Below are 15403 nucleotides of genomic sequence, written 5' to 3' on the forward strand. Positions count from 1 at the left end.
GTCGGTCAGCCGTGGCCCGCGGCCAGCGGCGGATCGCCGGCCGCGGCGCGTGCCTCATTGACCAGACTCGCGTCGTACTTCTCAATCTGCACGGGCACGATGAACGGCGAGGACAACGTCTTGAGCCGGACGTAGCCGCGGTCCTCGGAGGAGAGGACCGCGTCGGCGAACGAGCCGAAGTCGTAGAACTTGCTCAGCTCGTTCAGCTCGGTGCGATTGTTCAGATGCGCCACGACCCAGTTGGCGGTGTTGGCCTTCACCTGATGGGCGACACCGGAGACCTCCTGGGTGGCGTAGAGCATGCCGATCCGCAGCTTCGCCGCCTCCTTCGCCAGCTTCACCCACACGTCCCCGTCATCGCCGTACTTCTTCGTCGAGAACAGGTTATGCGCCTCTTCGAGCATCACCTGGATCGAAGGCGGCTCCTGCCCGGAGGTGAACGCGGTCGTCTGGTGCTTCAGCAGGCGGCGGGTGATGGCCTCGGACAGGGTGGCGATCACCGCCGGCGTGCCGATATGCAGGTCGACGATGACGATCAGCCCGTGGCACAGGTTGCGGTAGATCTCATCGGCGACGTCGGCGGCCGTGTCCGGGTTGTGGAACGGGCGAAGGTCGTTGAGATTGCGCCATCCCCGGACCTGTCGACCGCCGCTGCTGGCGGTGTAGATCGGTTCGGTGGCCTGCCAGATGGGGTTGTCGCAGAACTCGACCGCCGGTTGTGCGCCAGCGTCACGGAGGGCGAGGGTCGCGTCGACCAACGTCTGGATCTGGTTGCCGGCGACCGCACACATGCCGGAATTGCCCATGAGCCGGAACGGGCTCTGGCGGGCCTGGTTGGTGATCGCGTCCCGCAGCTCGGACTTGATCGGCAGCACGATCGAGTACGGGTTGGTGGAGCCGGGGTTGCGCTGCGGCGCGGTGAACCCCGCCCGCAGCAGCGCGGCATACAACAGCAGCCGGCCGCGCTGCGCGTGTGCAGTGCGTCGCCGATCACCGTCGACGTCACCGAACTCCGTGCCGGCGAAGTCCCGGACGTAGCCGGAGTTGCCGTCCGTGCGCAGCTGCTCGGCGATCATGCTCTGCACGGCCTCGATCTGGGCCGGGTCGAAAAAGTTGATCCCGAGCGGCCGGACGTGGGCCTGCTCGCCTCCAGCGCCGAAGCGGTAGATGCGGACATGGCGGTCGCCGATGGCCGCGATCGCGGTGCCGTCCTGGGTGTTGTCGTTGGCGTACTCGCCCTGCGGATCGAAGATCAGCTGGCCGATCGGCGGCTGCCCACATGCCTTGCGCTGAGCCGACACCAGGAACGTTCGAGCGACGATGATCTTGGCGGTGTTGGACTTGCCGGTGCGGGTCATGCCGAGCAGGCCGGTCTTGTGCCCGATGAAGTCGTGGATGTTCACCGCGACCGCGGCGTCGGCCTGCTTGGCGGCCAGGGCACGGCGCCTGGTCGCCGAGTACCGGACGCTGCCGATACGTACCTGTTCCACGGGGTGCGGCGAAGGCTTCAGGTAGCTGGCGATCGTCGACAGGCCCTCCCCGATCGGCTTCAGCACCCGGTAGGTGGAGGTGGCGTAGAAGTTGTCGACGTCGGCCCCGAACTCCAGCCGCCGGGTTCCGTCCAGGTCGTCTTCGTAGAACGTCCCCAGGATCCGGCAGCGCAGTCCGGTGAACGACGCACGGTTCCTCGTGAACGGGTCCAGGTCGACGTCAAGCACCACCGATGGCGAGGCGTCCCGGTGTCGGGAGAGAGCGTCACGCAAGGCCTCCTCGCGGACCGCGTGCAGGTCTGCCTCCAGGCTCAGCGGCGCCGTTCCCTCGACGCGCAGCAGTAGAACCTCATCATCGTCGTTGCCCTCGGCGTTGACGTCGCGAGCCGTCGCCAGCAGGAACGCGAACTGCGGGATGCCGCCGGCGTCGAACTTCCAGGTGTCGTGGGTGAGCACCACCGCCTCGTGATAGTCCAGACGCTGGATCGCGCCGATGCGCTGCGCCCGGTTCGGCGCCAGCAGCTCCGCCTCGAGCAGCGTTCCTGCACCCACGCCCGGAATCAGATCCACGACGAACCCTTCCTGCGGCTACCGATCAGGCCCAGGATCATGCCACTGCGTAGCGGTGAGATGACGAACCCCTCTGCCTGCGTGGCGGGCAGGCATCTGTAACGGGTGACCCCACCAGCAGGCTCAGCGGCGTGTCGGGCGGCCGGCGGCGGCGGTGTGCCCGGGCGGGCATCGCCGTGCCGGCGGTCATGCGCGACGGCCTCAACGACTACCTGAGGGTGCATCTGGCCTTGCTGACGGCTTGGGGTGTCCCGGCGTGCGCATCCGTGGGCTGCACCGGGGGTTTGCTGTGCGCTGCGGGTCAGCGCGCGGGTGGGCCGGGGTGGGGCGTGTGTCGGTGCCCCGCCATGGGTGTGATCCCCCCGGCCGCGAGGGCTCGCTCGACGGCTTGGACCTGGCTGAGCAGCCGCTCGGGTCCGCTCGATCGTCGGACCTGCTCGGCGTAGTGGCCGGCCAGGTGCCGCTGGACGGCCGCTGCGGCTGGGGCGGCGCGGTTGAGGATGTCGGCGAGCGCGGCTGACAGGGCGCCGGCCCGGTGCACTGCCCGGCGCAGTCGTTCGAGGTCGGCGCCACGGGCCTGGACGCGGTGGCCGGCAATGACGGCACGCACCCGCTGCTCGGGCATGTCATCCATGGGCGGCAGGTCGCGGGCGTAGGCGTACAGCTGTCCGGTGCGGGACCAGCGCTGGACGACGGTGGCGAGTTGGTCGGCGAGGATCGGCAGCTGGTTGGCCAGCCGCTGCAGACCGCTCACCTTGTGCGCCGGAGTGTCTCGGCAGCGCAAGGCCGACGGGTCGGGCTGGGGGCCCAAGTCTGCGCGCAGCGCGTCGACGAGCGCCCGCGCCCACCCGACAGCGCCCCGAGGATCGGCCGGCCTGGTTCGTCGACCGTCGTCGAACGCCATTGATGCCCGGCCGGCCAGCTGCCACGCGGCTGCTGTGGTCTCCCAGCGGCGGGAGCCTTCACCGGCCGCTGCGGCGGTCACGGCGAGGGCGTAGCGGCTGCCGACCATCGCGGTGGCGATGATGGCCCGGAACTGCCGCAGGGTCAGGTCATCCTCGCGGCAGGCCCGGTCGAGTGCGGTGACGAGTGCCGCCGCGGCGTCGGGCACGCTGGCTCCTCCCTCCGGTGCGGGCATCGGCACCAGCCGGTCGAGTAGCGCGGCGGCGGCGGGGGTCGGGGGGTCGGTGAGGGCGTCACGCTCCACCGTGGCGGCCAGCCGGCGGACAGCGCCGAGTTCGGCGACGGCGGCCTGGGGCAGCAGCCGGCGGGCAAGCGCCGCGCAGTGGTCGGCGGCTTCGGCGACTGCGACGGTGACCGCCCACCGATGGGAGCGGCCCATGATCAGCCGGTCGCGGCCGATGAGGTCGGCGGCCGCGCCGGCGAGGTCGGTGAGCGGTCCGCCGGTGGGTGGCCACAGCCGGCCGGCGGTGCTGCAGGCGGCGCCGAGCAGGGCGGCGGCGCGTTGTCGTGGGCTGTCGGCGGGGGTGAGTCCGTCGTGGGTCAGGCCGGCGAGCGCGCGACCGAGGTGCGCCAGCGCGCCCGTGACGTCTTCGATGCTGGTCGACGTCGTGGCTGTGCTGGCCTGCTCGGTGAGGCCGTCGAGGAGTTGCTGCAGGGTGGTGGCCACCGGTCAACCCAGCCCGCGTAGGGCCCGCCGGGCGGCACGAGCGGCGTCACGGACCGGATCGCTGGCGAAGGTGTCGGGATGCAGCAGAGCGAGGGCGCCCATGGCCGCGCGGATGCTCGCCCGCGGGTCGCCGTCGATCAGCGGGGTGCGTTCGGCGCGGCCGCCGGCGAGCTCGAGCAGTTCGGCGGCGTACAGGCACTCGACGATTACCTGGGCCGGCACCTGGTCGAAGTCGGCGCCGACGGCGTCGAGCAGCGAGGCGGCGTAGCTGAGCGGGTCGGTGGGCGCGTCGAGGCTCATGTGTCTCCTTCATCAGCGGGGTGGGTCGAGGCTGCGTCGCTGCGGCCCCCGGGTGGGGTGCCGGGGCGGATCTGTGGACGGTCTGTGGCGGTGTGCGCAGCCACGCCGGCACCGGGTGGGTGCAGCACGGGCAGGCTGAGGACGGCGGCCGGGCAGTCGTCGAGCAGCCGCCAGTGCAGCTCCCGGCCGGGATGCCGAGCGGGTAGCGATGCGGCGGCGGCGAGTTCCGGCAGCCGTGTCGCCACGTCGTAGCCGGTGAGGCAGGCGCGGGTCAGCGCGGCGGCCAGCGGCGGCCAGTCCGGGCCCGCCACCAGACGGGGATCGATCCGCGCCACGGTCGCCTGCCAGGCACTCGTGGCGAACTCCTGGTCACCGGAGGCGTCGTCCGGTTCGCTTTCCAGGTCCGCAGCGACCAGCAGGATGTGTGCCGCGATGGCGCGCCGCCGGCGCTCGGTTGGCGCGTCGCGCCAGGCAGCCAGCAGCTGCGGGGTGTGCCGGGTCATCCAGCGGCGGCTGACCCGCACGCCGCCGATTAGCGCCACCCAGTCGTCTCGGTCGTTCCCTCGCGCAGACGTGCTCATGACCGGTTCCCTTCCTCGACGTCGAGGTCGCCGTCGAACATCGCGTGCCGCGCGGCCGACGCCGGGGGGCTGTCGTAGTCGGCGGCCCAGGACCGGGCGGGCCAGTCGAGGTGGCGGCCGGGTGGGCAGCCGATGCCGAGGCGCTCGGCCATCCGGGCGTGGAAGGCGGGCAGCGCGTAGCGGTGCCACTCCTCCAGCGCGTGCGGGCCGGTGGCGTCGGCGGCGGCCAGCCGCAGGCAGGCGAGCACCGCCAGCTCGTGCACCAGATGCGGGTGGCGCGGCCAGCAGGAGGGGATGGCGTGCGTGGTCTGCCAGGCGTAGGCGTGGTTGAGCCAGGCGGCGACCCGGTCCAGCCAGGGCCACAACTGCGCTCGCAGCCGTGGCTCGCAGGCGGCCGGGTCCCAGGGGCGGTCCAGCAGGTGCAGCCCGGTGAGCGGAAGGCCGGCCTCCTCGACCTGCCGCAGCTGGTCCACGGCTGCGCGGACCTCCTGCGGCGGTCGGGGGAAGGAGAGCGCCATGGCCGGGGTGGTCATGGGTTCTCCGGTCGGGTCGGGGTCAGGCCAGCGGGGGCGGCGTCGTGTATATGGCCGGTGCCCGGGGACACCGGCGGGGTGGAGGCGCGGGCGGCGGCGACGCGGTGGCGGGCCGCGGCCTGGGCGGCCAGCAGCGCCGCGCCGCGGCGGCCGGTCAGGCACCGGGTGAGCCGGGCGATCACCGGTGGGGCGTGCTCGGCCACGACCAGCGCCCGGCCGGGCGGCAGCTGCCGGATCTCCTCACCGCGCAGCACCGGCACGGTTTCGCCGTGCGTGGCGCGCGACCAGCCCGCCCCTCGGTAGGTGTAGGAGGTGCGGCGCACCCGGGTGGTGCCGAGCAGCTCGGACAGCTCCCGATAGAAGGCGCCGTCCTTGCCGCCGCCGAAGGCGACGACGACGTTGGTCAACCCGAACAGCGCCCGGGCCTCCTTCTCGCCGTAGACGAGCACCAGCTGCCGCCACGTCTGGGCGGCGTACAGAAAGCTCACTCCCAGCGCCCGGTCGTTGGCCATCCGGGTGCGCAGCGTGGGCAGCGGCGCGGTGGACGGCAGTTCGTCCAGGCAGGCCAGCAGCGGCGGGCACAGCCGCCCGGCCGGCGCCGCGCCGGCGAGCTGCAGGGCGGTGTCGAGGACGTGCTCGGCCAGGGCGGTTAGCAGCGGGGACGCCGAGGCGTAGGGGTCCTCGCGGCCGAGCAGGTAGACGGTGCCGCCGGCGGCCAGCAGTGCGGGAATGTCGGTGGCCGGGCGGCCGGGCCCGGGGGCGCAGCGGCGGCGGATGTCGGCCTGGAAGAACAGCGCGAGGGCCTGCTGCACGGTGGTGGCGGTGTTGCCGGCGGTGCGCGGGTCGCCGGCCAGGGCGCCGTGCAACAGGCCGTCCCACAACGGCGCGGCGTGCCGGTGAGAGCGCAGGATGTCGGCCGGCTGAGTGCTTGCCTGCGGGTGGGCGGCCCACGCCAGGACGTCCTCGACGGTGCGGCCGGTGAGCGCGGCGGCGTGCAGATAGGCCTGCAGCACCTTGGCGGCCTCGAAGGCGTAGAAGCGGGCGGCGCTGTCGTGGTGGCCGCCGGTGACCGCGCCGGTCACGGTGCCGGCGGTGAACGCCTTGGCGCGGCGTTCAGCGACCATCGGGTCGCCGCAGCCGGCGACCGGATCCCACACCAGCTCCGGCAGGCCGGGCACCGTCCCGAACGGGTCGCACACGGCGACCGGGCGGCCGCCGGCGGCGCGGGCGTCGAGGGTGAGCAGCAGATCTTCGGCCTTGGTCAGCGTCACCAGCGCCGCGCCGGGCGCGTCGAGCAGGGCCGGGGCGAGCAGGTCGAGGGTCTTTCCCGAGCCCTGCGGGCCGTAGACGCCGGTGGCCCGGTCGTAGGGCACCCACAGTTCGCCGGCGGCGGGGACGACGCCCGCGCCCAGCCGCCAGCCGACATCGGTTGAGGTCGCGCAGGAGCCGGGCTGCCGATCCGGACGGATGAGGGGGGCGGCCTTCCGCAGCCGGGCGACGCCGAGGACCTCGGTGATCTGCCCCCGGGTGGCCATGCCCGTTCGAGTGATCAGCCATCGGTGCGCGGCCCAGGCGGCGGCTGCGCTGCCGGCCAGGAACAGGATGAGCACTGCGGTGACGCCGGTGTACACGGCCGCTGGTGAGGGCAGCGCGGCGACCTGAGTAGCGGTCAGCCCGGCGGCGGGGTCGCCGGTGGCGAGCCCGCCGACCGAGTCGACCAGCGTGCCCGATCGGCCTGACCACACCCAGCCGCCGCCGGTCAGCAGCGCGGCGACCGCGCGGCCGACCGGCAGCAGCAGCGCGGCGGCGGTCAGCCACACCAGGACGGCGGCGGCCGGCAGCTCCCAGCCGGCCGGGCCGACGTCGGGTGTTTGCCGGCCGGCGTTCACCGCCGGCCTCCGGTGCTCGTGTCGTTCATGGCCTCTCCTCGCTCGGCTTCTGGCTCGGTCGGCGGGCAGGGCGGCGGCTCATCCGCGGGAGGGGGCGTGCAGGTCGACACCGCGCTCGGCCAGCCACGGCACGGGGTCGACGGGGGCGCCATCGATGCGGACCTCGAAGTGCAGATGAACGCCGGTGCTGTTGCCGGTGGAGCCCTGAAACCCGAGCAACGCACCGGCGCCGATGCGCTGGCCGGGAAGGACGGTGTAGGTCGACAGGTGCCCGTAGCGGGTGGTCACCCCGCCGCCGTGGTCGAGTTCGACCAGGTTGCCGTAGCCGGCCAGGCCGAGACCGCCGTCGCGGTCGCAGTAGGTGCTGGTGCAGGCGGCCATGAGCACGGTGCCGCCGGCGGCCGCGTAGACGGGGCTGCCGCGGGGTCCGGCGATGTCGACCCCGGCGTGCAGGGTGCCCCAACGAGGCCCGTAGCCGGAGGTGAGGGTGCCGGCGGTGGGCCGGATCCACGACTCGGCCGCCACCGGCAGGTCCGGGCAGAGGGCGGACGCCGCGCCGGCGGGGGTGGTCGCGGCGGCTTGGGCGGCCGGCCACAGCATCGCGGTCAGCTCTCGGGCCAGCGGTCCCCACCGGGCGTAGGCGTCTCCGTAGGCCGAGACCTGCACGGCCTGGGCGGCCCGGGTGAGCGGAATAGTCCGCCAGTTCGGCACCTCGAGCAGCCGGGCGTAGAAGGCCTCGACGGCGTAGACCGGGTCCATCAGCTGGGCGACGGTGCCCCACCCGGCGAGCCAGCGCTGCTGGAAGGTGTTGACGCTGTCGTGGTCGGAGCCCAGCCCGTCGTGCGCGTACTGCAGGCTGGTGGCGGTCACCGCGGCCTGCTCGGCGGTCAGTTCCGGACTGGAGCCGTCGTTGGCCAGCATCCGGATCCGGGACTCCTGATAGGCCGTGGCCAGCGCCACGGTCGCCGCGTACGGGTCCAGTCCCTGTGTCACGGCGACGGTGACGATGGTCTGCGCCTGCCCCATCTGGACGACGTCGAGCTCGAGGCCGGCGACGGTCGCGCCGGTGCCGCCGATCGAGCAGCCCGACGACGCCGCCGCCGGCTGGTCGGGCGCGGCCAGAACGGCGAGCGGGATCAGCAGCAGCGTCAGCCCGGCGAGCACCGGGAGCGCGAGCGGGGCGGCCGCCCGCCACAGCCAGGCCCGCGCCTGCGCCTGGGCCACCTGGCCCGCGGTGCCGCTCATGCCGGCCGTCCGCCGGTAAGGGCCTCGTTGGTGTCGGTCAGCCGCAGCTCGGGCCGGGTGAGCACGGTCTGCACCTGAAACGTCCGGTCGCCGACCAGCCACAGCGCCCGGCCCTTCCCGGCGACCGCCCAGCCGGTGACCACCCGCTGCGCGACCGGAGACAGGCCGAGCAGGGTACCCAGCTCGTCGCCGACGGCCTGGTCCTGGCCGTGCAGCACCCGGGTGTCGCACAGGTGCAGCAGGTCGCGGGCGATGGCGACCGCCTGCGAGCTCGCGTCGCCGGCGGTGAGCATGTCCGAGGGCTTGTGCGCGAGCAGGATCTGCACGTCGGCGTCGCGGCGGGACAGCCGCAGATTGGCGTCCAGGCTCTTCATCGCCTCGGCGCCCAGGCGCATCTGCCGCCAGGTCTCGTCGCGGATGACGATCCGCAGGTCACCGGGGTCGGCGATCTCCCGCATCGCCTGCCCCCAGGAATTCAGGCAGGTGAGCGCGATGCCGACGGCCTGGTCGCCGAGCGGCTCCAGCCGGGACAGCGACAGCGACTGGATCGGGGCCCGCCAGTCGACGGTGATGGTGGTGTGCTCGTCGAACAATCCGGCCAGCGAGCCCTTCACGAGGCTGCCGAGGGCGTCGCGCAGGGTGCGGGTGGCGTCGAGGAAGTGCCGCCGGTCGGCGTAGCGGGAGCCGGCGACGAGCTCGTCGGGAGGCTCATCGAGGGCGCGCCACAGCTGCGGGATGGTGGGCTCGGTCAGCCGGGTGGCTCCGCTGCGGTAGCCGGTGAGCAGTCGCAGCGCTTCGCCGACGGCGGTCTCCTCCACGGGGCCGAAAGGCACGTTCTGCGAGCCGACCAAGCCACGGATCAGCACCAGCCAGCGAGCGAACATGATGGCCTCGCGGCGGCGGGCCTCGGCGGCGTCGAACTGCTCCCAGCCGTGACCGAGCGGGCCGAAGGCTAGGGGGTTGACCCGGGCGGAGAGTCCGTGGCCGATGACGAACGGCTCGACGCCGAGGGCGCGGCACAGCGGCTCGTACTCGTCCTTGGTGTCGCCGAGGACGAGGGTGCGGTAGCCGTAGGCCAGCATGCGCAACGCGAAGGCCTTGACGGTGGCCGATTTGCCGCGGCCGGGCTTGCCGAAGACCACGACGTTCGGGTTGGTGACCGGGATGTCGTCGTCGGTGACCCAGCCGACCGGGTCGCAGTAGAACGCCCCGCCCGAGAGCAGGTCGATGCCCAGCTGCGCGCCGGTGGGCGGCAGTCCGGGAGCGGCGATCAGCGGCCACATCACCGGGGTCTGCTCCGAGGTCATCCGCCACACCGACAGCGGCGCCGGCGTCGCGGCGCGGCCCCGTCCCTGGCCGCGCGAGCCGCGGCGGGGCACCAGCTGGCTGAACGGCTCGGGCTCTCGCTCCGTGGCGGGCGCGGTGGGCGCGCTGGGGAGTCGGTGGCCGAAGTCGTCGAGCAGGACGGCGATCTCCCGGCCCCGGCTGAAGCCTCGGCGGCTCATCGCCGGCTCCTGCGGTCGGGCAGCCCGACGCCCAGCGGGATGGCGGCGGCGGCGAGACCGGCGTCCTGCGCCAGGTCCAGTCGCAGCGGCACGAAGCCGGCGGCCCGGATCGAGGCATCCAGCTGGCGGCCGTGTTCGGCCACCGGCCAGGTGGCAGGTACGGTCACGCAGGCCGCGGCCGAGCTGCGCACCAGGGCGCGGCCGGCGGCCAGCTTTTCGTCGGCGGCGCCGATTCGTTCGGTGTCGCGCCGCTGCCGGGCCCGCTGCCGGAAGCCCATCCGGGCGCGCATTTCGTTGCCGGTGGTGGCGCTCATCTCCTCCCGGCCGACCAGCCGGGTGGCCCGGGCCAGCGGGAGCGGGTGGAGGAAGACGGTCAGGCAGCGCCGCTCCCCCGCCACCGTCGGCACGAGCACCGGGGCCAGCGCGCCGAGCACCGCACCCGAGTCGGGCAGCAGGATCGTGTCGGTCACCGACGCCCAGGCGTCGTGCACGTAGTGCCGCACCTCGGCCCGGGCCTGGGTGGGGCCGGCGGCGGCCATCGGCACGCCGGTGGCCAGCTGCTGGCCGGCGGCGGCGGCGAGGTCGGCAGCGATCAGCTGGGCTCGGTCGCCGGGAGCGAAGCCGGTGCGCACCGCGGCGGCGAGTGCGGCCGAGTCCAGCCAGGTCACCACGGTGCAGCCGACCGGGCCGCGCAGCGCGGCCTCGACCTCGGCCATCACGGCGTGCAGCACCCGGGCGCGGCCGTCGATCCCGCCGCCGGACTCTTTGGCGGCGCGGGCGATCCGTCCCTCGCCGACGACGACGGTGACGAAGGCCTCGGTGCGCACCGCGGCCGGGGTGAGGGTGGCGCCCAGCAGCGCGTTGACCCGCACGGCCAGCGCGGGGGCGTCGGGGTGGGCGTTGGTGCGTTCCCAGGCGGCGCGCTCGGCGCCGTCGTCGGGCACGGTGCGCACCTGCAGGCCCAGGACGTCGACCAGCTCAGTGCGGGCGGCCAGTTCGCACAGCTCGGCCAGCCCCGCCCCCATCCGGTTGCGCTGCTCGGGCTCGGCCAGGCCGATGCCGGGATGGGCGATGCGGGCCACCACCGCCCAGGTGCGGGCCGCGGTGTTCTGCACGATCACCGGGCGGGTGAACAGCTGCCCGTAGGGCGGCCCGTCGTGGGCGCGAATGCCGGCCAGCACGCCGGGCAGATCCGCCTCGGCCCCATCGTCGACGATCCCGGCCGCGGCCCGGGAGCCGAACACCGACCAGCCCATGACTCCTCCAATCACGTGCAGGCAGAGGTCGCCGAGCCAGCGGCCGGCCGCCCGGCCGCGGATCGGCACCAGCTGCACGGCGGCGAGCAGCGCCCACACCGGCAGCCACAGGGCGAGCAGCCCCCAGGCCTGCGCGTTGAGCGCCAGCAGTGCCGGCACCCCGGCCGCAGTCACCCCGGCCAGCTGGACGCCGGTCATGCCGAGGAACCAGCCCGAGACGTCCCGGGTGTAGTCGCCGTACCGGTGCGCGCTCACCGGGCACCCCCGGCTGGGGGTGGGTCGCTCCACGGCGGCCCCGGGGCCGGCGGATCGAGGTCGCCGGAGGCGTCCGGCCCTCCGTTGTCGGGTCGCCGTGCACGCCAGGCCAGACCTTGGAAGTCCTCGTCGGGACCGGGAACCGGCCAGACGTACGGCCCCGCCCCCTCCACGAGCGGGGCTTCGTCGTCGGATCGAACCTGAGATCCGGACCGGGACACGCCCGACAGTCCGGCGGTCTGCCCGTTGCCGCCCGTGGTGCGGCGCGGCATCGGCTGTCCGTAATAGGGAGCGGTGTGCCCGATGCCGGCGCCGGAGAGCACGTCGGCCGCCGTGGCGGCCGCCCCGGCGGCCAGCCGGCCCGCGTGCGCCGTGCCGACGGCCAGGGAGCGCAGCGCACCGGCGAACCGGCCCGTCGTGGCGGCGTGCGCCGTCGACTCCCCCTGCGCACCGTCCCCGGCCAGCTGCGCGGCGGCACCGGAGGCGGCCACCCCACCCGACGCCGCAACGGCGGCGCCGGCGGCGCGACCACCACCTCGACCGCTGAACGCGCCCGTCAGTCCGCCGGAGGCGGCCAGCGAGGAGCGCAGCGCCGCTCCGCTGGAGGTGCCGGGGTCGACGAAGGCCAGCAGCCGAAACAGCGCCAGCGGACAGATCGCGCCCAGCAGAATCAGCAGGCAACCGACCACCGCCATGCCGATCGCGGCCTCGGTGCTGGTCTCACCGGCTTCGGTGAGCAGCCCCTCGGTGATGGTCACCCCCACCCCGAGGACGAGGACCGCGACCGGGGCGACCAGCAGCGCCGCGAGGAACCAGCGCAGGCTGCGCCAGAACCACGCGCTCGAGCTCTGCGCCAGCAGCCCGCCGGCCGAGATCGCCGACGTCGCCACCAGCACGATCAGCGCCGCCTCGCGGACCAGCATCAGCAGCAGGTAGCCCACGCTGGCCGGCACCAGCAGGAAGATCGAGCTGACCCCCAGCACGGTGGCGACCGTGCCGTCGACCAGGTCGCGGGCCACGCTGATCGACGGGTCGAACGCGGCCAGGCTGTCGATGCCCAACAGGCTGCGCAGAAGGCCGGTGGTCAGCCCGGAGACGCCGGTCACCAGCAGCGCCGCCACGCCGACATAGCCGGCCCAGACCAGCCCGAACTGCACCAGCCCGATCAGCAGCCGGCCGAGGGTCTGCCCGTCCCGCCGTGCCGCCGCCACACCCAGTTGCACAAGCGCCATTCCCGCGGCCACGGTGGCGCCGATGCCGAAGGTCACCGGATAGATCCCGGCCAACGGGCCGTCGGCGGACAGGTCGGGGCTGGTCAGCGCGTCGATCACCGAGAAGGCCAAGCCGAGCAGCCACAGCCCGGCCTCCCACAACGCCAACATGGCGCTGACCCACACATCGGTGGCCACCGCCCCCGCCGCCTCGCCGATCACACAGAACGGATTGGTCGGCAGACACGACAACGCGTCCTCGGCCGTTGACGGATCGGCCGGGAAGGCCCACACCACCGGATCGGCCGAGGCCGGCGCCGCGGTCGCCAGCCAGCCCACCGCCGCCAGCAGCATGACGACGCACAAGGCCCGCGGGCGCGCCCATCGAATGCCTCGTCGAGGCCGCGGCCTAGCCATGGCGGAGGTCCCGCCAGCCGGCGGCGATCGCCGCCTCGGTTCCCGGCCAGATCGACGGCGCCGGCGCAGGCTCCGCCCCCGGCCCGATCAGCCAGCGGTCCCCGACCCACGCCATGCGCTGGCAGTCGGCGATCGCGATCCGCGAGGTTTGCTCCACCGTGACGGTGAACTCGAAGTTCACGCACACCACCGCGAACTCCTCGCCCACCGTGCCCTTGATCAGCCCCATCACCGGGCGCACGACGAGGGCCAGCTGCGGCGATCCGGCGCCGGACAGCCCGGCCGCCGACAGCAGCCGCGCCATCCCATTCACGCCCGACCACGTCTGCGCCGTGGGGCCACCCGATGCGGCCCACTCGGCGATGACCCGTCGCACGCCGTCGAGCGATCCGCTTTCCATCGCGGTCACGTCGATCGCCGCCAGCTGCGCCAGCGCCCCCTCCGGGGTTCGCGGAAAGCCGGTGGGCACACCTGCCGGACCGACGCCGGTCGGGCGCGGCAGCTCGAGCACCCCGGCGGCCTCGGTCGCCAGCGGGCCCGGCAGGGCGTCGTCCGGTTCGGCGCGCGGCATGGATGCGGCGGCCAGCGCATCCTCGCGCGACATCTCCCTCGCCGAGGGCGGCTGGGGTGCGGCCTCCACTGCGCCCCGGCCGTCCCCGGTGAGCGCGGCGATCACCGTGAGCACCAGCCCGGCCAGCACCGCCAGCGCCACCAACGCGCTGACCGCGGCGAGCGTGACCAGTCGAGCCCGGCTCCACTCCGGCACGCCGCTGCCCCGGTGCTCGGCACGGCGGGCCATCAGGTGCACCCGCTGCCGGTGATCGAGTCGAGGATCGTCAGAATCACCGTGTAGGTGATGGCCACCATCACCACCACCGCCACGCCCATCGCCCCGTACCGGGAGGCGTGCGGATGGGAGAAGATCCGGCCGACCAGGATCGACCCGAGCGACACCACCGCGCCGATGCCGATCAGCGCCAGCACGCCCCACTTCACCCACGCCGTCACGTCGTCGGCGAAGGCCTGCACCCCCGGTGGCGCCGCCGGGCAGACCGCCGCGGTCACCTCTCCGGCAGCCGCAGTCGCCGGCCACGCAGTCAGCACGATCAGCCCGGCGAGGGCGAGCACAACGATCGAGGTCCCTCGCGCTCCCGGCGTCGTGCGGTCGCTGGTGGTCATCGGCGCTGTCCCGCCGGGCCCGTCCGCGCCCGCTCCGCCCCGCGCCGATGCCGAGGCGGTGGCTGTGCCGGTCCGCCCGGCACCAGGAGCGCAGCCAGCGACCGGCCGGCGGCTGCCACCGGCTTCGGCAGCCGGTCACCGGTCAGCCCGGCGATCTCCAGTCGCCGGTCCACCGGGACAGAGACCACCCGTCCCCGCGAACGCAGCTCCCCCAGCCGCGGACCGCAGGTGGCCTCCACCATTCGGGGCCACCGCGCCGGGCCCACCGCGGCGACCACGGCCTCGGCATCGATGGCGGCCAGCACCTGCTCGGTCTGCCGAACCGCCGGCACTGCCACCCGGGTGACGACCACGGCCTTCGCTGCGTGGACGAGGAACCCGGGTGAACCGGAGAGCGCACCGGTCAGCGACCAGCCGGCGTCGACCACCAGCAGTCCGGGTGCGTCCTCGGTCTCCGGCAGCGGCGGCAGCTCTGCGTCGGCCGGGTCCCGAGCCAGGCGGAAGACGTCCAGTCGACCGCGACGACCCCGCCGCCACTCGGCGCCGTCCGCGCCCAACTCGATGGTCGGGGCCGCCGTCAGCCCCGAGCGGACCGGCTGGGCGTAGTCGACCAGCCGGACCGGCCGGTCCTCGGCCAGCGCCTCGGCGACCGCCACCGCGACCGTGGACGCGCCGGCTCCGGCGTGACCCGCCATGACCACAACCACGTGCCCCTCACCGGTCTCCGACCACGGAAGACGACGACTGCCATGCGGTCCACGGGCCCCGGCAGCGCCCCCTGCTCCGAACCCCAGGCGGCCGTCGGCGAGGTCACCGTTGGTGACGTCGTCGAACACCCCCGCCCGGATCGCGACGACGGCCGCGCGCATCGCCGCCACGGTCATCGGCCGTTCCCCATGCAGGCGCGTGAAGCTGGGGATCGCCGTCGACGCCGGCGGCGGGACATCGCGACTGCTCGGGCCGCGACCGGATTCCCCACGCGGGGTGGAGGTTTGCATGCGCCGACCGTGTCGTGCCGACCTCCGGTAGTTCTCCAGTCGGCTCCTTCGCGAAGGCCCTGCCAGGGCAGGCGCGGGCGGCGCTGCGGCGGGTGGCGGCCACCTCCCCGACCGGGGGACTACTGGAGGATCACCGGAGGATCCAGCCGCGCCGGCCGATGCTGCGCCATGCCGGTTCCGGTCGAGGGACGCTCGGCGAGCGTGGCCAGCCGGTGATGGTGGCCGTCGATGCGGTCGCGCAGCTGCGGCTGAACGAATCCCCCGACGTCGACCAGGTCGGTGTAGCTCTCGCCCAGCAGCGGCTCGTGGTGGTCACGTCTGTGCGGAGCAGGTGCGGGCCGCGC

At 74.1% G+C, this 15403-nt stretch carries 13 protein-coding genes; all 13 read right to left on the reverse strand.

Features of this window, described 5'->3' with window-relative positions:
* Positions 1-5: 5 nt before the first annotated feature.
* Complete coding sequence (locus MVA48_RS13325; RefSeq protein ID WP_246981030.1) at positions 6-2042, reverse strand: helicase HerA domain-containing protein; 2037 nt, start codon at positions 2040-2042, stop codon at positions 6-8.
* Between the two features lie 319 nt (positions 2043-2361).
* On the reverse strand, positions 2362-3690 hold the full coding sequence (locus MVA48_RS13330) for a hypothetical protein (protein ID WP_246981031.1): 1329 nt from the start codon (positions 3688-3690) through the stop codon (positions 2362-2364).
* Positions 3691-3693: 3 nt separating this feature from the next.
* A complete protein-coding gene (locus MVA48_RS13335) occupies positions 3694-3990 on the reverse strand; it encodes a hypothetical protein (RefSeq protein ID WP_246981032.1) in 297 nt (98 codons plus the stop codon).
* Entirely contained in the window at positions 3987-4571 is a 585-nt protein-coding gene (locus MVA48_RS13340) for a hypothetical protein (protein WP_246981034.1), read from the reverse strand. The genes MVA48_RS13335 and MVA48_RS13340 overlap by 4 nt, the downstream gene beginning before the upstream one ends.
* Positions 4568-5104, reverse strand: a complete 537-nt coding sequence (locus MVA48_RS13345) for a hypothetical protein (protein ID WP_246981036.1) — start codon at positions 5102-5104, stop codon at positions 4568-4570. The genes MVA48_RS13340 and MVA48_RS13345 overlap by 4 nt, the downstream gene beginning before the upstream one ends.
* Positions 5101-6993 (reverse strand): type IV secretory system conjugative DNA transfer family protein, encoded by a 1893-nt coding sequence (locus MVA48_RS13350; protein WP_246981038.1) that lies wholly within the window; start codon positions 6991-6993, stop codon positions 5101-5103. Before MVA48_RS13350 ends, MVA48_RS13345 begins: the two co-directional genes overlap by 4 nt.
* Before the next feature lie 78 nt (positions 6994-7071).
* Positions 7072-8238, reverse strand: a complete 1167-nt coding sequence (locus MVA48_RS13355) for a M23 family metallopeptidase (protein WP_246981040.1) — start codon at positions 8236-8238, stop codon at positions 7072-7074.
* Positions 8235-9743, reverse strand: coding sequence for an ATP-binding protein (locus MVA48_RS13360; RefSeq protein WP_246981042.1), 1509 nt, complete (start codon positions 9741-9743; stop codon positions 8235-8237). The genes MVA48_RS13355 and MVA48_RS13360 overlap by 4 nt, the downstream gene beginning before the upstream one ends.
* Positions 9740-11254 (reverse strand): SCO6880 family protein, encoded by a 1515-nt coding sequence (locus MVA48_RS13365; RefSeq protein ID WP_371821149.1) that lies wholly within the window; start codon positions 11252-11254, stop codon positions 9740-9742. The genes MVA48_RS13360 and MVA48_RS13365 overlap by 4 nt, the downstream gene beginning before the upstream one ends.
* Positions 11251-12819, reverse strand: a complete 1569-nt coding sequence (locus tag MVA48_RS13370; protein ID WP_246981044.1) for a hypothetical protein — start codon at positions 12817-12819, stop codon at positions 11251-11253. The genes MVA48_RS13365 and MVA48_RS13370 overlap by 4 nt, the downstream gene beginning before the upstream one ends.
* A gap of 55 nt (positions 12820-12874) precedes the next feature.
* The gene (locus tag MVA48_RS13375) at positions 12875-13681 is read right to left on the reverse strand and encodes a hypothetical protein (RefSeq protein WP_246981046.1); all 807 of its coding nucleotides are present in this window, start codon (positions 13679-13681) and stop codon (positions 12875-12877) included.
* On the reverse strand, positions 13681-14061 hold the full coding sequence (locus MVA48_RS13380; protein ID WP_246981048.1) for a hypothetical protein: 381 nt from the start codon (positions 14059-14061) through the stop codon (positions 13681-13683). The genes MVA48_RS13375 and MVA48_RS13380 overlap by 1 nt, the downstream gene beginning before the upstream one ends.
* Positions 14058-14945 (reverse strand): hypothetical protein, encoded by an 888-nt coding sequence (locus MVA48_RS13385; protein WP_246981050.1) that lies wholly within the window; start codon positions 14943-14945, stop codon positions 14058-14060. Before MVA48_RS13385 ends, MVA48_RS13380 begins: the two co-directional genes overlap by 4 nt.
* Positions 14946-15403: the final 458 nt, after the last annotated feature.

Origin of the sequence: Blastococcus sp. PRF04-17 (assembly GCF_023016265.1) — a bacterium.
Classification (GTDB): domain Bacteria; phylum Actinomycetota; class Actinomycetes; order Mycobacteriales; family Geodermatophilaceae; genus Blastococcus_B.